The organism is Hominimerdicola aceti, assembly GCF_025567495.1.
Classification (GTDB): domain Bacteria; phylum Bacillota; class Clostridia; order Oscillospirales; family Ruminococcaceae; genus Hominimerdicola; species Hominimerdicola aceti.
In genome coordinates this window covers 84,836-104,491 of sequence record NZ_JAOQJZ010000001.1, presented here as the reverse complement: position 1 = coordinate 104,491, position 19,656 = coordinate 84,836, and the positions used below count along the sequence as shown (strand labels likewise).

The following is a 19,656-nucleotide window of genomic DNA, read 5'->3' as shown; positions in this document are numbered from 1 at the left end:
GGAAATGCCGTCCTAATGCGTGACAAAGCCCAAAAACGACACAACACAGAGGGAGGTGATACTATCGCTGATTATATCAGGGCAGACACCACGCTGCCCGCCTATCTTCCATACCCCCGTTTCCTGCTGAAAATGGAGATTTCACAGACCGCCAAGCTGCTGTATGCGCTTTTATTAGACCGCTCCACCCTGTCACAGAAGAACGGCTGGCAGGACGGCGAGGGCAGGATATTCATTGTCTACCCCGTTGCGGAGATAGCGGAAATGCTGGACAAGGGTTGTACCGCCATCAAGGGAGCCTTGAAAGAACTGGACGCAGCCGGGCTTTTAGAACGGGAACGGCGGGGCTTCTCCGCACCCAATCGGCTTTATGTGAAAGTGCCGCCTGTCCCAGTGGTACGGTTTTCCGACCAACTGATGGCCGGAAAAGCGACCCTCATACAGTCGGAAAAGCGACCTTATGACGGTCGGAAAACCGACCCTATGATGGTCGGAAAACCGACCCCTAACAAAACTAATATAAACAACTTAATAGAGAACCAAACAATGAGAGCGAGTGGGGAGCCGCCCACAGCTTATGGCCGATATGAGAATATTTTTCTGTCAAAGGACGAATATGACGAGTTACAGGCAGAATACCCGGACAGGCTGGAACGGCTGATTGAGGAAATGAGCCATTACCTTGCCGCCAGCGGGAAAGCCTACCAGAATTATGCCGCCGCCTTGCACAGATGGGCGGCCAATGACAAAAAGGGAGCCGTAAAACAGGGCATCCCCGACTATACCTGTATGGAGGGAGAAAGCTTATGACAAGTGAAATCAAAGATATTTTGGAGAACATGACAACCGCCGCCCCGGAGATGGAGGACTATATCGGCGAGGACGGACTGCTTTACTGCGGAAAGTGCCATACGCCGAAAGAAGCCTACTTCCCGGAGGGTAAGGAGCTGTTTGGCCGTGACCGCCACCCGGCAGAGTGCGACTGCCAGAGAGCCGCCCGTGAGCAGCGGCAGGCCGCCGAGGAACACCGCCGCCATGTGGAAGCCGTGGAAAATCTGAAACAGAGGGCTTTTGCCGACTCAGCCATGCAGCAATGGACATTCGAGAACGACAACGGCAGAAACCCGCAGACCGGGATTGCCCGGCGGTATGCGGAGCATTGGGAAGAAATGCAGGCCGAAAACATCGGCTGCCTGTTCTGGGGGAACGTCGGCAACGGGAAAAGCTACCTTGCGGGCTGTATCGCAAACGCCCTCATGGAGAAAGAAGTCCCCGTATATATGACGAACTTCGCCGTTATCCTGGGCGACCTCTCTCCCGGCTTTACAGGCCGGAATGAGTATATTTCCCGCCTTTGCCGCTATCCGCTGCTTATCATTGACGACTTCGGCATGGAGCGTGGCACCGACTATGGACTGGAACAGGTATTCCATGTGATTGATACCCGATACCGCAGCAACAAGCCGCTGATCGCCACCACCAACCGCCCGCTGGACGAGTTGAAAAAGCCGACAGACACGGCCCATTCCCGGATTTATGACCGACTGCTGTCCATGTGCGTCCCGATACGCTTTACTGGCGTCAACTTCCGGCAGGAAACCGCAAAGCGGAAAATGGAAACCATGAAGAAACTGCTGGCTGAATGAAAGGAGTATTGCCTATGGAGAATATCAAGCAGCACGACCACCGTACCACCCGCCGCCCCGACTGCGTGACGGAAATCCGCATGGGGAATACCGTTCTTGTCGTGTCCGGCTTTTTCAAGAAAGACACCACCAGCACCGCCGCCGACAAGATGGCGAGGGTACTGGAAGCGGAAGCCGCTGCTACACAAAAAAAGGCGATTTGACAAGCTGTAAAGAAGCAGATTTATCACTTTTACCGCTGTACAGCCGCCCCTGTTCCGTGGTACAATGAAACCACGGAATAGTGGGGCTGGCTGTCGGAAACGGAGGATTTTATGTTAAGACAAGCCACCCAAAACCTCATTACCGCCCTTTATCCGAGATTGTCCCATGAGGACGAATTGCAAGGCGAGAGCAATTCCATTTCCAACCAGAAACGGATTTTGGAAGCCTACGCCAAGCAGAACGGCTTTACCAATCTGCGCTGGTACACCGACGACGGCTACTCAGGTGCGAACTTCCAGCGGCCCGGATTTCAAGCCATGCTTGCAGACATTGAAGCCGGGAAAGTCGGCACCGTCATAGTCAAGGACATGAGCAGGCTGGGGCGTAATTACTTGCAGGTGGGATTTTACACGGAAATGCTGTTCCCTCAAAAGGGCGTGCGTTTTATCGCTGTCAATGACAACGTGGACAGCGCAAACGGCGGCATGGACAATGATTTTACCCCTCTGCGGAACTTATTTAACGAATGGCTGGTGAGAGATACGAGCAAGAAAATCAAGGCAGTAAAGAAAGCAAAAGGCATGAGCGGCAAGCCTGTAACCAGCAAGCCAGTCTATGGCTATCTCATGGACAAGGACGAGAACTATATCGTTGACGAGGAAGCCGCCCCGGTTGTCCGGCAGATTTACCAGCTTTGCCTTGCGGGAAATGGCCCGACCAAGATTGCCCGTATGCTGACGGAGCAGCAAATCCCCACGCCGGGGACGCTGGAATACCGCAGGACGGGCAGCACCCGACGCTACCACCCCGGCTATGGGTGCAAGTGGGCGACAAACACCGTCGTCCATCTGCTGGAAAACCGGGAGTACACTGGCTGTCTGGTAAACTTCAAGACGGAGAAGCCCTCTTACAAGGTCAAGCACAGCGTTGAGAACCCCATCGAGAAGCAGGCTATCTTCCCAAATCACCATGAGCCGATTATCGACACGGAAACATGGGAGCGTGTGCAGGAGTTACGCAAGCAGCGAAAACGCCCGAACCGCTATGATGAAGTGGGGCTGTTCTCTGGTATGCTGTTCTGCGCCGACTGCGGCCATGTGCTGTATCAGCAGCGGTATCAGAACAAGAACCGCAAGCAGGACTGTTATATCTGCGGCAGCTACAAGAAGCGTACCCGTGACTGTACGGCACACTTTATCCGCACCGACCTTTTGACGGCGGGCGTGCTTTCCAATCTCCGGCAAGTGACGGAATACGCCGCCAGGCATGAGAGCCGCTTTGTAAAGCTGCTCATCCAGCAGAACGAAATCGGCGGCAAGAGAAAGACCGCCGCAGCCACGAAGCAGCTTGAACAGGCCCAGACACGCATTGCCGAAGTGAACCGCATTATCAAGCGGCTGTATGAGGACAATGTAAGCGGCAAAATCAGCGACGAGCGTTTCATGGAGCTGTCGGCGGACTATGAGCAGGAGCAGCGGGAACTGAAAGACCGGGCTGCCGCTTTGCAGGAGGAACTTTCCAAGTCGCAGGCCGCCACCGTCAACGCCGAGAAATTCATGGGGATTGTGAGAAAGCACCTTGCTTTTGAAGAATTGACCCCCACCCTCTTGCGGGAAATGATTGAGAAAATCGTCGTGCATGAGTGCAGCTATGACGAGAACGGCACCCGCAGGCAGGACATTGAGATTTATTACAGCTTTGTCGGCAAGATAGACTTGCCGGAAGCCTAACGCCTGACCTATCCGACACAGCCCTAAGTGCCGGATAGGAACGGCAAAATTTTTTACACTTCTATTACTTCTTTATCGCACATTAGCAAATACAAACGGATTGTTTTACCTTTATCTATTACTTATGCCGCAGATGCGAAATGCTTATAGGTGCTTAGAAACAGGAAAGACTCCATCTCATAAGCGAGTGAACCCTACGGAATTCCTTAAAATATGTGTTCCTGTAATAAAAAAAGACTTGATTGAAACAGCAAACGAGAAAATCAAGGCTATCATAGCTGAAATTATAACACTTAATTCTCAAAAAGTTGATACTCAAATCATCGTAGATGAGGTATTCAGCCGTCACTTTTCACTTGATTCTGAGTTACGAAACAAACTGCATAAAGGTATGACATTCGGCACTCAGTCGTCAATGAATACTCATTTTTCGACTTTCACTTCGTCTTTATCTCAATTATCTAAGACTGGTGCTATTCGCCTTTCAGCTCGTTCTGTAACTCCTATTTTTTCAGAACTTGAAGAAATAGTGAAGAAATACGGTTATTATACCATAAACGAAATTGTCTCAGAAGAAATACATCGTGGCAAGTCTCCTACATATGTACCCGATGGAGAAATTCCCGTTGTTAAAACCGCGCACTTAAAAAATGGTGAAGTATTGATCACGGAAGAAGAATTCGTTACTAAAGCATTTTTTGACTCTAAACCATTAGCGCAGGTAGCTAAAGGAGATATATTAATTGCTTCAACAGGAAAACCGTCTATTGGAAAAGTTGATTTGATGAATCATGATATAGATATGTTTGCCGATGGTCATGTAACCATACTACGTATCAGTGAAGATAGATGTCTCAAGCAATTTCTCGTATATTACTTATGGAGTGTATTAGGGTGTTATCAAATTGAGAAGGAGTACGCAGGATCTACTAATCAAATTGAAATATATCCTGATCAAATAGGAAATATCATTATTCCTGACATTCCAATATCTACACAAGAACAGATCATACGGGAAATACAAGATAAAATAAACAATCAATCTGATATCTCAACTAAAGTCTCTCAGTTGAGAAACGAAATAAATAAAATAATTAGTGATGTAATAAACGCTGAATAAGCCGATATACTATCCGTTCCAATGACGCTCCCTGAATGTTCAGGGAGCGTTTGTCTGCTGGTGACGTAATTACACTTTAATTAACTTGAAAAGTTCATAGGGACGTTTCTGTTCGTCACAGGACATAGCAAGGGCGAGCTGCCGTAACAACCCGCCCTGTTTGATTACTCGTCCTCATCACTACACTCGTCAAGTCCGTGAAGTAGCTGAATGTATACGCACTCAGCTCGTTCATGTTCCTCGCCGTTCGATGACATCATCATTTCAAGGAAATATGCCTTAGCTTCTTCATAGTCCGTCCAGACCTCACGCTTGCCGTTGCAGACAGTAGTGACGGTACGGCTTCGGGGCATTGCCAATTCAGGATAATGTAACATATCGCACCTCCGTGATATTTATTGTAGCTATATTATATATCACAAGACGGCAGGAGTCCAGCTCTGCACGGAAACTGTAATAATCTTTGTGCAGGGCGCAGCAACAGAATAATTATCCCCGGTGCAATATGCCGTATGTCGAAATACGCTCTCTGAACGCTCAGGGAGCGTTTGCGTTTTCAGGGTACAGCTTTCCCCATAATCATTACGGACGGCTCTGAAGGGCACTTCCGTTCGGCAGAGAGCCTGTTATCATTCAAGTGTGTCGTTCTTCCTCTGCTGAGAGCGTTTTCTCTCCTGATACTGCCTGTTACGCTCCTGCTGACGCTGATCGTCAAGATACTTTCGTACCTGACGGGAGTACTGTGATGCCGCCGCCTTTCTTCTGAGAAAAACATTATGCTCAGGCACCAGAGCATTGTATTTCTCTTTCAGCTTGGCAGACATCGCCTGTAGGTCGCTCAGTTTCGGTGGCTTGCCCTTGATGTAATAAGGCTTGATATGCTCGGCAATATACTTGTCGGCTTCTTCAAATGCGTCGATAGCGGCAGCATTCTTCTTGCGGAAACTCTTTTGTGTAAAAGCAGAACGCTCCTGATACTCCTTGTATATAGCATAGTTCTGAGAATGCTGTTCCATCATCGCAATGAGCTTGTCTATCGGCTCTATCTTAGCTCTCAGCTTGGCAAGTTCGTCCGTGTGGTCATCAGGATGCTTGAAATTCCAAAAGAAGCCCCTGAGATCGTTAAGCGATGTGATACCGCCTGTTTCAAGGTCAGCAATCATCTTTTCGCTATCACGCATACCCCTGATCTCTGCCCATACATCTTCTTTCTTTTCAGGTGCTTTACTCTCCGTAGGTGTTGGCTGTGGTGTCGGGGTAGGCAGTTCAGGCTTCGGCTCGTTAGGCTTGGTAGCAGTTGCGTTAAGCATATCAAGCTGTGCCTGCCGTCTTGCTCGTCGGGCTGCAAAGAACCTCTCAACCTGTTCCGCAGCAGCTTTTCTCTTTGCGGTTTCACTCGTTTCCGTGATAGTTTCAGGCTCGGCAGATTGTTTCGGCTTTGTCGGTGTGGTGACTGTCTGTGTCGGCTTCGGCTCAGGCTTGGGAACAACAACAGGCTTCGGCGGTTCGATAAGCATATCGGGAGTGACATTCGCCGCTGACAGCTTTTCTTGTATCTCTGCTATCTGCTCGGTGATACGTTCGGGGGTGAAGTCTGCGCCCAAAGTGTCGGCTCTTGTAAACTTCTGTTGACCGTCACCTGATAGTCTGAATTTCAACTTGACCTTATTGCTCGGCTTATACACATATTCAATACCGCACTCACTGCACTTTTCAAGAAAGTCCTTGAAGTCATGGCTGTAAAGCATGACCTCTGCAATACGGACACGGAGCTTTTCTTTCCACGACTTGCCCTCTTTCTGCATATCCCTCTCAAAGTGAGATACCCCATGTCCCTTTTCAGGCTCGGAGATAACAGATATGCCGTGTTCGGTGCATATCTCGTCCGATAATTGCCTGAGTTCTGCCCACGCACGTTCAGTCTTTTTACCCTGATTATGCTCGGTGGTGAAGCTCAGTCCGTTATACAGATTGGTATTATTGAAGATGATGTGTGTATGGATATGCTGGCGGTCGCTGTGAACGGCAAGCACATACTGATAATCACCTTTAAGATAGCGGTCACAAAGTTCTTCACCGATCTGCATAGCCTGTTCAGGTGTAACTTCACCGGGAGCAAAGCTCTGTATCAGGTGGTATGCAAGGATTTTTGTTCGCCCTGTTCCTCTGTCTCGGACTGTCCGGAAGTCCTCGCTTGCTCCTGCGCTGTCGGCTCGGCAAGCATAAGAGCTGACATATACACCGTTGACGGTCTTATCTCCGTTTGTGATGTAAGCGATCGCTGCGCTGACTGTTGCCCTGATCGTATGGATAGAAGTGTATGCCAAATCTCGTTTACCCCTTTCTTTATCTCGGTAATATCCTCGGCATAGATAGTGCCTGTGCTGTAAAGTCTGATAAGTATCTGGTCGATGTTCGCTCCGATGCGCTTCATAAGCCTGTTGGTTTCAGCGATCTCGGTGCGGTCGGGAGTGAGATCAACCCTCGCCCGAACGCAGTCACGGATATACTCGGTTTTGTTCTTGTACCCGTACTGCTCACACTTCAAAAGAATATCCTGCATTTCTGATTCCGTGAAACGAACATTCAGCGTGTAGGACTTCTTCTCCCTCTTGCGTTTCAGGTACTTGCGTTCATCGTTGGAAAGCTCGTCCTCGGACTTGTGTGCAAGGGTATCGTCAAGCTCGGCAGCAACCTCTTTGTCCAGAGCATTATTGATAGCTCCCTCATAAGTCATGCCCTCGAACTCCATAGCCTTGTGCTTGGGCGGTCTGCCACGCTTCTTTTTCTCGGTTTCCATAGTGGTGTCTCCTTTATCTTTATTTCGGCGTAAGCCGATTTTTTTATGACCGCTGTGCGGTCATTTCGGGGCTTGGGGTGTCCCCAACAAGCATTTGGTATTTTCGCTCGCTGTGCGGCGCAAAATACAATGCTTGTTATTTTTGTTGCGCTATGGCGCATATTTTTTCCGCCTGAGCTTATCTCTCTGCTCAGGCTTTCGATGCTCCGTCAGCGAATTCGTGGAGCGAATGCGACATCTCTCACCGCCGCTTCGGTCGGCGGTATCTCGCTCACGCTCCAGCGTGATGCTCTCAATCATCATCGGTGTCAATATTCTAAACTGGTACGGCGCAGTTATCGTGCTGGGAGTGCGGCAATCTGGTGAAAATCCTTCTCAATAGTTATTACCAAAATAATCACGGCTTCGTTAAGCATAGTCTGCGAAATCTTTTACTGAATTTTTTATAGCCTGTTTGTGCATAACGGAGAATATCTCGATGGTACTTAACGAATGGCTGAAAATATTGGTATTGATATGTAGGAGAGCGTTATTCTCCTGCGGTCACTGGCTGTAAGAGTGCCGCCATTTTACACTGGGGAATTTTGAAAATTTACTCAAAGTTCATGCGCACTGCGAATAGACAAACGCTTTCGATGCGCGCTATAATATTACCGTGGGGTATGTGAGTATCCTACGATACCAAATGAAGTGAGGTGAAATGAATGCGTGGAAATCTGAACGACAACCAGGCTAAGATTGACAACGCTGATAAGGCTGTGAGAGCTGCCCTTGAACGTAAGCGTAAGATCATTATGCAAAGCAAGCAGATCGCTTACGATATGCTCTCTGAGCTTTACGGCTTGGAAGGACAGGAGCTTGTCGATACTGTGACAACGGAGCATACTCTTATCAGTAAGCTGACTGCAAGCGGTATGACCTATGAGCAGATCGGTGAGCTGGCTGACGATAGCTCTGCCGAGAAGTACGGCAAGCAGATGAGCTTTTCTGAAAGTAATCATTCCTACTCGGAGTAACATATATTCCGACAACAAAACGATTGTAGCCGTACCGTCCGAAACAGTGTCCTACGCGCACAAATCAGAGACAAAAAGTTTGGGCGCAATACCAATGGACAAACCTCGGCGGTGCGCGCTATAATGTTATTGTGCAGGAGTAACGCCCTGCAACATCAGCTATGCGTGTAGAGATAGATAATCGCAAGCGGAAAGGAGACAATTGAAAGAGACAACTACTACCATAGAGAAAGAGAAGGTAGACTGCTCCTATTCGGAGTACCGTATCGGTCTGACAACTTATCGTGTCAAGATCAGTTTCAATTCAGATACAGATGAAAGTCTGGAAGATATTATCAACCGGCTTATCGCCCGTGAGATAGAAAAGTCTGCGTGAACAGATAACGGCAGGCTTGATATTCCCGACTTTCTGAGTATATCATAGCCTGCTGTTTTTTTGTCGGAAAGTGAGGAAATAATTACAGACAAAATTACAGCACTCTATTGCCGTCTCTCGCAGGAAGATATGCTTCACGGGGAGAGCAATAGTATTACTAACCAAAAGGCGATCCTTTCAAAGTTCGCCGCTGACAATGGTTTCCGCAACACCAAGTTTTATGTGGATGACGGTATTTCGGGAACAACATTTGAACGTGACGGCTTCAAAGCAATGATGGCTGACATTGAGGACGGCAAGGTCGGTATCGTGATTACAAAAGACCTTTCAAGACTCGGTCGTGACTACCTGAAAACAGGTGAACTGATCGAAATGGTGTTCCCTGATTATGATGTCCGCTACATTGCGATCAATGACGGTGTGGATACCTTAAAATCCGAAAATGAGCTGATGGCTTTCAAAAATATTTTCAATGACTGGTACGCTCGTGATACTTCCAAGAAAATCCGTGCCGTCCAGAAAGCAAAAGCTCAGGCAGGCAAGCCCCTTGCCACGCACCCGCCTTACGGATACAAGAAGTCCGAAACGGATAAAAACCAATGGGTCATTGACGAAGAAGCTGCCGCTGTGGTAAGGAGAATATTTCAGCTCTGCATTGAGGGAAACGGTCCGACCGTGATCGCAAATATCCTGACTGCAGACGGCATACCGACACCGACAGCATATTACCGTTCCAAAGGTATGAACGTATGCAATCAGAACGCTAAAACAAAGCATTGGGGAATGGCAACGGTCGTTCATATACTCGAACGAATGGAATACCTCGGACACACGGTCAATTACAAGACCTATCGTAAGTCCTAAAAGAATAAGAAGCTGTATGAAAATCCGAAAGAGAACTGGCTTATCACTGAAAACACTCACGAGCCTATTATTTCTCAGCACGATTTTGACCTTGTGCAGGAGATACGCAGTCACAAGAAAAGAAGGCAGAAAAGCGGTACGGTAAGTCCCTTTGCAGGAATAGTCTACTGTGCGGACTGCGGTAACACTCTCTATGTCGGCAGGGCGCAGACCTTATCGCCTAATCAGGAGCATATGATGTGTTCCACCTACGCACACGATTCGGACGAATGCACTGCCCATTATATCAGGACTTGTGTACTGACCGAAATTATCCTCGGTGAGCTGAACAAGCTCTCGCAATTTGTAAGGAACAATGAGGACGAATTTGTCCGCAGGGCAATGGAAAACTCCGCAACGACACAAGACAGTGAGATGCAGACCGCAAGAAAGGCACTGAGAGTTGCAGAAAAGCGTATCAATGAGCTTGATGACCTGTTCGAGCGTTTGTATGAGGACAACGTGTCGGGTAAGATCTCCGATGAACGTTTCGCTACGATGTCGGCAAGATATGAAACGGAGCAGAGCAAGCTGAAAGCCGATGCAGCCAAGCTCTCCGAAACGATCAGCCGCAAGGAGCAGAAGAAAAACGATGTGATGAACTTTGTGGGTATCGTCAAGAAGTATGAGGAGTTCACGGAGCTTACCCCTGAGATCATGCACGAACTGATTGACAGGATCGTTGTTCACGCTCCCGAAGGCGGAAGGGCAAACCGCACTCAGCAGGTGGATATTCACTTCCGCTTCAACGTCGTGACAGCAACCGCAACGGCTGATTTCAAGCAGTATTATGTAAGAAGAAAGGCTGTGTAGAGCATTTTCTACACAACCTTTCAATTAAGACCTGAGATAGTTCTATATGTGTACTCGCCTTTTGCAGCAGCTGTTATGCCTATCACATTGGGTTTGCCCCACAATTCATCTTGCGTTTTTGTCGAATATTTTAAACACATGAAATTTGGTGCAATGCTATAACTTTTTGTCAATTTTTGCCCTATAACCTGCGACGTTTGAAAATTTACTTTTCCAGTGGGACTCACAACCCACGTCAACGTCCCCAAATCAACACTTTGTACACATTGATAGTATTTTTTGTTCTCATAATCAACGTAGTTTCGTGCCGTTCCTGCCGACCAGCCGTAGCCAGGCAGTGCCTTGATTGCTTCGGGGATAGGGTAGGCGGTATCACCCACAGCGATCTCTGTCACCCCAGCGCGGACAACTTCCCCAGCATTATATGGGTAGTAGTCCGCTGGAAATATTTTCTCAAACTCTTCAACTGTGTTCGGCTCGTTGCCTGAGCCGAACATTGCGGTGAGGTCAAATAACTGCAATGTAAATCCGTATGTGCCTGCGGTTGCGCCTGCAAATGCACGATAATACAGGGCACCATTTTTAACGCTAGGTTGCAGGGGGTATATTCCCTTTTCAGTGGAATGTTCTGACTCGTATCCGTTTGAGATATTGGTATTGTTATCACCGAAACGCACTACAACATTTGCAGTTGGGTTGCTTGCGTCTTTTACGCATTTTCCAAATACCTTATGACCATGTGCGCTAATTATATTTGACGTGTCAGCTTCGATACGGCTAATCCATTTATCCTCGGTAACGTCTTCGTCAATTGTTACTGTGACATGGATTATGCTGTCAGGTATCAGCTGGTTAAACACAATCGACCTACCACCAACACTCTTCACCGACATCAGCTTTGCCCCTGTCGGAACTGTCTTGGCATATGCCGTTTCGCTGTCCGTTTCAAATTGGTGTGTTATGCCGTTGCCCAAGTCATACAGTGCATTTACACGTCTTGTCAATTCTTTATCCGTCAGCTTTATACGTCCTATTTCAGCTGTATTTTCAGCTATCTTACTGACTGCCGTCACGTAGTCCTCAGGCAGACTGTCAGCCACCGCCTGTGCTGTCTGTGCGGCGGTCTCAGCGGCTTTGCGGTCTGCGGCGACCTGTGCGGCTATCTTTTCCATTTCCGCCTTATCGTATAAAATCACCGTTTTATCATCAGTGATATATACAATTGTGCCGTCTTTTATAGTGGATTTATCAACGGCTTCCCACTCGGCTTTTGTGCCAATCCACTTTTCGCTTTCAACCTTATCGCCTAATTCGGTGACAGACTTTTTAGCATTAGCCGCCATACCTCTAGCAATAATATCTGTAGCCATAAATCCACCTCCTTAATATGTTATAGTTCCCCAAATTTTGTTTACACCCTTGACGTTTTTAACGGTCACACTATAGTAACCACTAACATCTCCTGCATAAACATTTTCTGTTGTAATCGTATCAACTGTTGAGAAGTCACTTAAATCAACCATCATAAGCACTTCCTCTGCACCATTCTGAGTCAGTTTTCCTACAACCTGAAAACTGCCAGTTCCCGAAGCCTGTACTTTAAAATCAGCACCAATGCCAACTTTCAGCTCAAAAGCTTTTCCATTTTCGTACAGGTTTCCGTTTGTAGCACAATACGCCATAAATCATCTTCCTTTCGTATAAATAAAATATAACAAGGGCGAAGCTGTGTTACCTCGCCCTTTAAAAACAAAAACAATTAGTATTACTTAATAGCACTTGCAAGCTTCTTGATAAACTTCTCACCTGCAACACTATTCTGCTTATAACCCCACTTTTTCAGCAGAGCATTAACAGCCTTTTCAGTACCCTCGCCAAATATACTATTTTCATCAAGTGTGACATTGTGAAGTTTCCTTGCCTTGGCTATGATAAGCATTTCTTTCAGTGCAAGAACACCTCTGGTCTCATTGCCCCTTTTATAGCCAGACTTTTCAAGTGTTGGTAGCTTCTTTGTCTTAGTATATCCGTTCAGGTTTGCCGATTTTATTTTCGTGGGAAAATCTGTGTAGCAATAATCTACGTCAACACTAACCGCAATTCCGTCTATCTTGCCAATGCTAGAATACTGCCACATATCATGCTTACCATTGTAATTGCATTTGCTGTTATACTCGGCAATCCAAAGTGTATATCTCTTTGCTACATCAGAAGAGATATAATTCTGCAAAGGAGAACGACTCATATAAAGTCCAGCATAGTAGCCTGCCTTTTCGATCTCGCCACAAAATGCCTTTACGATAGAATCGCAAAATGCCTTACCTTTATTAAACTGTGAACGCTCCTCTAAATCAAAATAAATAGGGTACTCAAACTTTTTGCCTTTGATTACCTTGAGACAAGCCTTTGCCTCTTGCTTTGCTGCTTCTACTGATTGTGCATATGAATACCAATAAACACCACATGGAATATTGTTATTCTTACAACCTTTATAATTTTTTTCAAATGTTCTGTCAATCTGATTTGGATATGTGATAGCATCACCATAGCCAGCTCTCAGTATAACAAAGCTTACATTTCCTTTTACTTTAGCCCAATCAATATTGCCCTGATGTTCAGAAACGTCTATACCCTTAATAGTCATATGTATACTTCCTTTCCAATTAATCTTCCTTTACAGGTAGTTTATTTAATTCGTCTACACAATTATGTACAAAACTATTGCCACCAATAGATGAATAGCTTTCGTATAGTCTTGCAAGATTTTCTTTTTCGTATAGTGAAATACTATTTTCTTTCATTCTTGAATTATAAATCGCTAAAATAGAATTTCTCAACGTAGCCTGCAAAGCCAAACTTTGTTTTTGTAACTCAGTTTCCATGCTTTGGTTCTGTTCTACCTGTCTTTCCACTAATGCTGTTAATTTATCTATTTTTTTATTTAGATTATCTTTGCCACTTGTTTTTGAAATCCACTCTACAAATCTATTCCTGATTGGTTTAACAATAATTGTTATCAGTGCCAAAATGGTTGTAATACTTCCACAGTAGGTAGCAATTTCCTTAACCGTGCTCATAATTACTCACCGCCATTCTTAACCTCGTCAATAAAATCTGTGAGTGATTTATAATTCATATCCTTAACAGCACTTTCAAGCAAGATGACAAGCTCTACATCGGAAATCTTAATACCCTTTTCTTCAAGCAGGGCAAGCATGGTTTCTTTAGCCTTTTCAAGCTTTTCTGTGCCGTGAACGTCTTTATAAATCTGTTCTATGTACTTAACCGTTGTAGCCGCCACATCTTTCTTAATGCTGTCATTTGCGATTTTTGTATACTTCGATTTTACAAAACCGACAATAGCCGTCATAACCGCTGTTAAAATTACAGGCAAATACTCTGTAATCATCTGAGTAATAATCTCTTTCATAACTTTTCCTCCAATAATAAAAGAGGGTTGTTAGCCCTCTTTCTATTTAAGTATTATTTTTATATGTGTTTCATCAATACGTTTGATAACCCTATAACCACTATCTGACTTGGTTGCCACGCCATTCACACTAGCCGTACAATATCCGTTGACCTCGCACGTTCCGTCATCTTGAACTACTAACTGTCCTAACAAGCCAACTTTGCTATACTCTTTTCTAGCCCCACGAGGAACATATTCAAGCGTATCGTTATAGTTTTTACTGACTATAGGATTGTGTGACTCATCATAAATCAACCGTCCATAAACATCTGTTTTATACTTATCATGCCAATCTAATTCAGCAGAGTTACCAACAATAGACGGATTAGCTGATATGACGCCGAGTATATAATCGTCTTTATTTGCAAGCTTGATTTTATCACCGTCAAGCGTAACGAATAATCCGATCCTATCTTGATTGTCAACATTTCCGTCAAGCCATTCAAAATATTCGGCATAGTCAGCACCAACAGTTTTGTACGCACCGCCAGCATAAACATTGCCTAAAAAGTCCACTTGCATTGCAGAATTTTGAGTTAGAGTACCATCTTCTTCATGACCGTTTCCTATATTAAATAGTATACTTGCATTTTCCGAGCTTTCATAAGTTGATTTTGCATTGATACCTATAACGGTTTGGTAATCTGCCGTGGCGCTATTCCATGTACCTGCGACAAGACATCCATCATAATTAAGAACATCATTTTGCTCTCCAAACACGGCGTTATATTTTGCCATTTGGTCTTTAGTTTTGTCACCCTTAACAATATTGTATATACCAACTACAATACTATCAGCTACACCCTCTAGTATATTATCTATGCCACTAACATATGTATTACGAGAATTGGAAATAGTATTTTTTGTACCGCTACACTCAACCGCCACACTATATTCAGACGTATTCCACGTACCACTGATGTGATTAGAAATACCACCAACGCTAGTATTATTAAAACCTGTTAAGGAATTTAAACTGCTATTTTCACGAAGATAGGGTATATTGCGAGTTTTCATTTCTGAAAAATCAATATAATTATTGCTGTCATAACTATATTCGTAGCAGTGGTTTGCTTGACCTTCAACATGGTTATAATCACCATGAGCAATATTTTCGAGATAAATAGTAATCTTTTTTGTTCCATCAGGGGTTATAGTATACCAATAAGAATTGCCATAATAATTAAACTTTTCCGAAATGTGATGATGACCATTACTATCAACGTATTCAACAAATCGTCCTACACTAGAATTTTGACTTCCTAGAGGTATGGGTTTGCCATTCCTAATAGCAATGTAGCCAGCGTTTATACCGCCACCACGGAAATAGATCCACACACTGTCTCCCATGCTTAAAATCTCACCTGATTTATTCAGAAAAGATTTTTCAGCACCATTATACTCTAATAGCGAAACAATGGCTGTACAATTTGTAGAGTCGTAGCTTTTAACCGTTCCATAGGTGTAACCAAGTGTTTTTTTATTATCTTGACTTTCCTTAATCAGCTTATTCATTTTAGACATTCTGTACACCGCCTTTACGAATAATCGGCTAAAACCATTTTGCAGTTACCTACATATTTAACACCATTCATTGTGAATTTTACAACAGTTCCGTCAGCAGGAAACACACTGTCTTGTCCCATATAAACATAGAATATTCCGTCAGTTTTAGCAGCGTATTGTCCCTCAACTGTGCTATTCAATGGTATATTAAAATCAACTTGTGGTACAAGGTTCGTACCGCCATTGTGCAAACTTTGACTAAACATATTATACAAACTTGCCATTTTACTTCCTTGATGTCCTGAATTTGAAGTAGGGGTAAAGAAACCTGTTATCTCTGTATCATCGGACAGCTTTCTCATCTTTGCAATAGCCCCACCTAATACATAGTCATTATCTCCACTTTTAAACAAAATCAACATTCCCCGACTTGTAGTATACAACATGACACTATCAAACTTGCTATAGGTAAAGCTGACATAATCAGCATATGGTGACGTTTGGGAAGAGTCATATTCACCACACCCAGCCCAATAACGTGACTTTGCAGGGTCAAACATTATTCTAAAGTACGTTGTACCATCAATCCAAAATGTCAAAGTGTTATAATCGGTGGACTCACTATCAGGATAATTTGTTTCAATTTTACTCCAAGCCCACTTATCTTCAAAAAATGTTTTTAAATCTGCAAACACAGTTTCAGAAGAAGTTTGATTTGGAGTACAAGTATAAGTATTTATCATCAGTTATCACCATCCAATTCTGCATTACCGCTTATTCCAATAGCTCCACGAGCGTTAGTATTTGTTTCGTTCATATCAACATAATTGATATTATGTTCTATACAGTATTTTACAATAGGCAAACAATTTGCGTTTGTAGTATCTGTTATACCATTTCCATACGTGAAAATAGTTCCGACTTGTACATTATCAAGGGTACTAAAATCGGTCATAGTTAAATTATTATATTTCCCAGTTTCTGTGTTAAAAGAAGTATGGAGAATAATTTGACCTACGCTTTGACATTTGATTGAGTCGTTAGCTAAAATGCAACCATTTGGAATAGAAATGCTGTTTACAAAGGCAATCTGAATAGCATTGCTCATGATTTCCGTTGTACCATTTGTTACCACAATATCTGATTTACTCATTGGAACACGGCAGAGTTTATTCCCTTGGCAGAGGTTATTATCAACGACTTTAAAAGTAGTATTAGAACTATCCACAGTAAACTTGTTTAATTTAGGACAATTATTAAACCCTGTAAAGCTAGTCAAAGAAGCCCCAATAACAACCGTTGTTAATGCAGAACAATTGTTCACGCCCGATACAGACAAAGCCATATTTGGAATATAAAATGTTGTAATAGCATTACTATTTAAACCACCAATTTCTTTTACTTTTCCGTCACTCATGAATGACAAATTTTTCAATTTAGGGCAGTTATTAAATCCGTTTACTATTTCGCAAGAACTTTCAATTCTTAGAGTTGTCAGATTAGGCATATCGTTACAACCCTCAACGTCAACCACATAGCCTGTAGTCGCTGAAGTTAATGATGTTAAATTATTCATACAGTTCTCAGGTATAGTTTTTAAACTTGTACTATTTGTCATTGGCAATTTTGCCATATTAGACATATTGCAAAACGATCCGTTTTCAAGCGTGATACCATTGCTGTCGGTCACATTGCCATAAATTACAACATTAATCATATTACCACTATAGCCATTAAAAGCGTTTTTAGGTATTTTGGTAGTACAATTACCCGATTGAAAGTCCAAACTTAGATTTATGCTTGCTGATGTATTACTTGCAAAACCATCGGTGTCGTTAATGTTAGTAGATCGCCCAATTTGTATAGTTTGAAGTCCAGATAAATCTCCATCAATACCTTTGCCCATAAGATAAAATCTTCCCTGCACTGTTGCGGGATAAATAACTAAACTTGTTGTTTCTTTATTTACATACACTACACATTTATTTGTAGTTGCCGCTTTGATGTTTAAGTTTCCAACAACATGACTTCCTTTTAATATCTCGTTTTGTTTTATTTCTTCGATACCTGTTTGCCCATCAACTGAAACCATTGGTACGAAATTCAAGGTGTAAGGTAGTTCCAAACCATTAACAAATGTGCTATTAGCAAGAAACGATTCAGGGTGTGAAATATCACAGTATGCTATAGGAAATGTAATCTTGGTAAGCTTTTTACAACCTGACAGCACGCCCTTACTGGTCGAAATGTTTGCAAGATTAGCAGGGAAAACAAAGTCTGTCATATTCTCAAATCTGTTTCCCATAGGTGAAGTGAGGTAGGTAGCTTTTACTTTGGAACAATCTATCTTTGTAGTTGTTTCTTTATCAAAAGCATTGTCAAAGTTAGTTAAATCATCACTTTCAGACACAATAGTTGTATCGTGTGTACCCAAAGAATAATTCTTTTTAAATGTTGAAATTGCGTTTGTATTACGTCTGGCTACTTCGTTATCATCATAACGTATCAAACAACGTGACGGTGACATAGATTGAAATTCTACCGTACTATCTGCCGACAATGTATTGGTAACTGTAACTTCATTTCCTGTTATCCATTGAGCTATCAGTGTTGCGTTATTATTTGGTACAATGTACACGTCACCATAATTGTATTTATTGCCTTGACTATCCGTCCATGCGAACAATTTATTCTCGTTATACATATCCCCACCTTGTAAAACAATTTGTTTATTAGGGGGTTGGCTGATACTCTTATAAGTGATAGTATTGCCGTCTTTGTCCTTGCCACCATTCGTATTATAAGATATTGTCACTGTATCACTTAAAGTTTCACAGTAAATCGAAATACAATCTGTATCAAATGGCAGCCATTGTAGATTAGTGGCTTCAATACTCATTTCAGTAGCCGATAAAGGCATTGTAATAGAATTTACGATAAATAACTGTTTGTCAAAATTATAATAATCATTACTAACCCTAACGGTATTATCAACATTCAGATGTGGAGTGATCGGCAGATTATAACTAATACCTGTACTCATACAAGTATGTTGTAATAACATATATTCGGCTTGTTGCCTACACTTTTCCTCTCCGCTTTCTTCACTTGTATCTCCTAGGGGTATATAATAAGTGCCACCATCTAAGCCCTTATAGCCAATAGCATTTATGTTTACAGGTGATTGTGGGTTTTCATTTTTAGCTGTGTACGAATAAATTTCACCACTTGTATTGTCTGTTGTAACTGTAATAATGTTTACACCGTCATAATTATAAGTATAATTAATATCCGTTTCTGTAATTTCGGTTTCACTCAATTCAAATTGTGGTGATAAATGACGATACCAAGAAGGTAAGTTATAGTTAAAAACTCTTTCCATTCTCAATCTGCCATTGACATCGTAATAGATGTTAGCACCATACATTTCGGCAATCTTGTCAAAAATCTCACCAAGATAACCACCCTCATCGATTACAATATCGTCATACAGAGTTACATTATAAAATATAGGGTCAATAATCGGCTCAACAGGGTCAAGAGGTATATTATTACCCAAATCAAGCATAAGCGTGTCCTTAATTAAAGTTGCAATATTCGTTCCTTTTTTAGAATTAGTTACACTAGCCTGATACTCAACAAGGCACATTCTAGCATTTAATGTTCCGTCAAGAAAACCATATTTATCAACACCCTCAACATTCAATCGTCTACCATTAGAGTTTGCTGACTTTGTAACAAAAACACCTTGCGGAAACCAATAAATATTCTCATCAACTTGCAAGCCGATGAAGATCTTGAATTTTCGATTGTACCAAAATGAGCTATCTTTTTGAGGTATATATTTACCGCTTCTATCAATAATAGATAAAGAGCAAGACCTACGGCAGCCTTGCTCTTTATTAATCGTTATTGAACCATCTGTAGAAGATAAGTCACTTGTTATTTCGCCAATAGCACCTTCATAGTGTGATAAAATTTCCATTTTGACATACATTTTTCGCATTGGTTTATGTAACTCGGCAAGATAAGCATTGTCTATTTTATTATAATAATCCATAACACTTTCC

18 protein-coding genes and 2 pseudogenes are annotated in these 19,656 nt (G+C 43.1%); 8 read left to right on the top strand and 12 right to left on the bottom strand.

Annotated elements, in window-relative coordinates; all coding sequences use genetic code 11:
• Window positions 1-15: 15 nt before the first annotated feature.
• The 5 genes from OCV57_RS00615 (at window position 16) to OCV57_RS00595 (ending at window position 4,700) form a co-directional block, all read left to right on the top strand.
• A complete protein-coding gene (locus OCV57_RS00615; RefSeq protein ID WP_001205019.1) occupies window positions 16-810 on the top strand; it encodes a replication initiator protein A in 795 nt (264 codons plus the stop codon).
• Window positions 807-1,646 carry an ATP-binding protein gene (locus OCV57_RS00610; RefSeq protein ID WP_000200031.1) on the top strand — a complete coding sequence of 280 codons (840 nt, stop codon included), beginning with the start codon at window positions 807-809 and terminating at the stop codon, window positions 1,644-1,646. The genes OCV57_RS00615 and OCV57_RS00610 overlap by 4 nt, the downstream gene beginning before the upstream one ends.
• 14 nt (window positions 1,647-1,660) lie before the next feature.
• On the top strand, window positions 1,661-1,849 hold the full coding sequence (locus OCV57_RS00605; protein ID WP_000427739.1) for a transposon-encoded TnpW family protein: 189 nt from the start codon (window positions 1,661-1,663) through the stop codon (window positions 1,847-1,849).
• Window positions 1,850-1,960: 111 nt separating this feature from the next.
• Window positions 1,961-3,580 carry a recombinase family protein gene (locus OCV57_RS00600; protein ID WP_267300198.1) on the top strand — a complete coding sequence of 540 codons (1,620 nt, stop codon included), beginning with the start codon at window positions 1,961-1,963 and terminating at the stop codon, window positions 3,578-3,580.
• Window positions 3,581-3,680: 100 nt separating this feature from the next.
• Entirely contained in the window at window positions 3,681-4,700 is a 1,020-nt protein-coding gene (locus OCV57_RS00595) for a restriction endonuclease subunit S domain-containing protein (protein ID WP_267300196.1), read from the top strand.
• A 164-nt stretch (window positions 4,701-4,864) separates the two neighbouring features.
• Here the strand turns inward: OCV57_RS00595 and OCV57_RS00590 are convergent, their stop codons facing one another.
• From OCV57_RS00590 to OCV57_RS00580, 4 genes and pseudogenes are all read right to left on the bottom strand, one after another.
• Entirely contained in the window at window positions 4,865-5,077 is a 213-nt protein-coding gene (locus tag OCV57_RS00590) for a hypothetical protein (protein WP_267300194.1), read from the bottom strand.
• A 252-nt stretch (window positions 5,078-5,329) separates the two neighbouring features.
• Window positions 5,330-6,913 (bottom strand): annotated as a pseudogene (locus OCV57_RS00585) (relaxase/mobilization nuclease domain-containing protein); the annotation flags it as partial.
• Window positions 6,829-7,500: a plasmid mobilization protein gene (locus tag OCV57_RS14250; protein WP_317244787.1), complete on the bottom strand. Its 672-nt coding sequence runs from the start codon at window positions 7,498-7,500 to the stop codon at window positions 6,829-6,831. The gene OCV57_RS14250 and the pseudogene OCV57_RS00585, both read right to left, overlap by 85 nt.
• A gap of 150 nt (window positions 7,501-7,650) precedes the next feature.
• The gene (locus tag OCV57_RS00580; protein WP_267300191.1) at window positions 7,651-7,803 is read right to left on the bottom strand and encodes a hypothetical protein; all 153 of its coding nucleotides are present in this window, start codon (window positions 7,801-7,803) and stop codon (window positions 7,651-7,653) included.
• Window positions 7,804-8,204: 401 nt separating this feature from the next.
• Between OCV57_RS00580 and OCV57_RS00575 the strand changes: the two genes are divergently transcribed.
• The 3 genes and pseudogenes from OCV57_RS00575 to OCV57_RS00565 all read left to right on the top strand — a co-directional run bounded on the left by OCV57_RS00575 (window position 8,205) and on the right by OCV57_RS00565 (window position 10,608).
• Window positions 8,205-8,516: a hypothetical protein gene (locus OCV57_RS00575; RefSeq protein ID WP_267300188.1), complete on the top strand. Its 312-nt coding sequence runs from the start codon at window positions 8,205-8,207 to the stop codon at window positions 8,514-8,516.
• Window positions 8,517-8,718: 202 nt separating this feature from the next.
• On the top strand, window positions 8,719-8,892 hold the full coding sequence (locus OCV57_RS00570; protein ID WP_205582236.1) for a transposon-encoded TnpW family protein: 174 nt from the start codon (window positions 8,719-8,721) through the stop codon (window positions 8,890-8,892).
• An 81-nt stretch (window positions 8,893-8,973) separates the two neighbouring features.
• Window positions 8,974-10,608 (top strand): annotated as a pseudogene (locus OCV57_RS00565) (recombinase family protein).
• Window positions 10,609-10,628: 20 nt separating this feature from the next.
• Here OCV57_RS00565 and OCV57_RS00560 read toward each other — a convergent pair.
• From OCV57_RS00560 to OCV57_RS00525, 8 genes are all read right to left on the bottom strand, one after another.
• The gene (locus OCV57_RS00560; RefSeq protein WP_267300186.1) at window positions 10,629-11,978 is read right to left on the bottom strand and encodes a hypothetical protein; all 1,350 of its coding nucleotides are present in this window, start codon (window positions 11,976-11,978) and stop codon (window positions 10,629-10,631) included.
• Window positions 11,979-11,990: 12 nt separating this feature from the next.
• Complete coding sequence (locus tag OCV57_RS00555) at window positions 11,991-12,290, bottom strand: hypothetical protein (RefSeq protein WP_195551127.1); 300 nt, start codon at window positions 12,288-12,290, stop codon at window positions 11,991-11,993.
• 83 nt (window positions 12,291-12,373) lie between these two features.
• Window positions 12,374-13,252, bottom strand: coding sequence for a glycoside hydrolase family 25 protein (locus OCV57_RS00550; RefSeq protein ID WP_267300184.1), 879 nt, complete (start codon window positions 13,250-13,252; stop codon window positions 12,374-12,376).
• 19 nt (window positions 13,253-13,271) lie between these two features.
• Window positions 13,272-13,685: a hypothetical protein gene (locus tag OCV57_RS00545; RefSeq protein ID WP_195551125.1), complete on the bottom strand. Its 414-nt coding sequence runs from the start codon at window positions 13,683-13,685 to the stop codon at window positions 13,272-13,274.
• A gap of 2 nt (window positions 13,686-13,687) precedes the next feature.
• Window positions 13,688-14,038 (bottom strand): phage holin, LLH family, encoded by a 351-nt coding sequence (locus OCV57_RS00540; RefSeq protein ID WP_195551124.1) that lies wholly within the window; start codon window positions 14,036-14,038, stop codon window positions 13,688-13,690.
• 42 nt (window positions 14,039-14,080) lie between these two features.
• Window positions 14,081-15,604 (bottom strand): peptidase G2 autoproteolytic cleavage domain-containing protein, encoded by a 1,524-nt coding sequence (locus OCV57_RS00535; RefSeq protein WP_267300183.1) that lies wholly within the window; start codon window positions 15,602-15,604, stop codon window positions 14,081-14,083.
• Window positions 15,605-15,618: 14 nt separating this feature from the next.
• Window positions 15,619-16,329: a hypothetical protein gene (locus OCV57_RS00530; RefSeq protein ID WP_118060026.1), complete on the bottom strand. Its 711-nt coding sequence runs from the start codon at window positions 16,327-16,329 to the stop codon at window positions 15,619-15,621.
• Entirely contained in the window at window positions 16,329-19,646 is a 3,318-nt protein-coding gene (locus OCV57_RS00525) for a leucine-rich repeat domain-containing protein (protein ID WP_267300180.1), read from the bottom strand. Before OCV57_RS00525 ends, OCV57_RS00530 begins: the two co-directional genes overlap by 1 nt.
• Window positions 19,647-19,656 lie beyond the last annotated feature (10 nt).

What these genes read in the sequence shown, in the direction of transcription:
- OCV57_RS00550 (WP_267300184.1), bottom strand. Translation starts at nt 13,252, where the DNA reads ATGACTATTAAGGGTATAGACGTTTCTGAACATCAGGGCAATATTGAT.
- OCV57_RS00590 (WP_267300194.1), bottom strand. Translation starts at nt 5,077, where the DNA reads ATGTTACATTATCCTGAATTGGCAATGCCCCGAAGCCGTACCGTCACT.
- OCV57_RS14250 (WP_317244787.1), bottom strand. Translation starts at nt 7,500, where the DNA reads ATGGAAACCGAGAAAAAGAAGCGTGGCAGACCGCCCAAGCACAAGGCT.
- OCV57_RS00555 (WP_195551127.1), bottom strand. Translation starts at nt 12,290, where the DNA reads ATGGCGTATTGTGCTACAAACGGAAACCTGTACGAAAATGGAAAAGCT.
- OCV57_RS00530 (WP_118060026.1), bottom strand. Translation starts at nt 16,329, where the DNA reads ATGATAAATACTTATACTTGTACTCCAAATCAAACTTCTTCTGAAACT.
- OCV57_RS00580 (WP_267300191.1), bottom strand. Translation starts at nt 7,803, where the DNA reads ATGATGATTGAGAGCATCACGCTGGAGCGTGAGCGAGATACCGCCGAC.
- OCV57_RS00575 (WP_267300188.1), top strand. Translation starts at nt 8,205, where the DNA reads ATGCGTGGAAATCTGAACGACAACCAGGCTAAGATTGACAACGCTGAT.
- OCV57_RS00605 (WP_000427739.1), top strand. Translation starts at nt 1,661, where the DNA reads ATGGAGAATATCAAGCAGCACGACCACCGTACCACCCGCCGCCCCGAC.
- OCV57_RS00535 (WP_267300183.1), bottom strand. Translation starts at nt 15,604, where the DNA reads ATGTCTAAAATGAATAAGCTGATTAAGGAAAGTCAAGATAATAAAAAA.
- OCV57_RS00610 (WP_000200031.1), top strand. Translation starts at nt 807, where the DNA reads ATGACAAGTGAAATCAAAGATATTTTGGAGAACATGACAACCGCCGCC.
- OCV57_RS00615 (WP_001205019.1), top strand. Translation starts at nt 16, where the DNA reads ATGCGTGACAAAGCCCAAAAACGACACAACACAGAGGGAGGTGATACT.
- OCV57_RS00600 (WP_267300198.1), top strand. Translation starts at nt 1,961, where the DNA reads ATGTTAAGACAAGCCACCCAAAACCTCATTACCGCCCTTTATCCGAGA.
- OCV57_RS00560 (WP_267300186.1), bottom strand. Translation starts at nt 11,978, where the DNA reads ATGGCTACAGATATTATTGCTAGAGGTATGGCGGCTAATGCTAAAAAG.
- OCV57_RS00525 (WP_267300180.1), bottom strand. Translation starts at nt 19,646, where the DNA reads ATGGATTATTATAATAAAATAGACAATGCTTATCTTGCCGAGTTACAT.
- OCV57_RS00540 (WP_195551124.1), bottom strand. Translation starts at nt 14,038, where the DNA reads ATGAAAGAGATTATTACTCAGATGATTACAGAGTATTTGCCTGTAATT.
- OCV57_RS00545 (WP_195551125.1), bottom strand. Translation starts at nt 13,685, where the DNA reads ATGAGCACGGTTAAGGAAATTGCTACCTACTGTGGAAGTATTACAACC.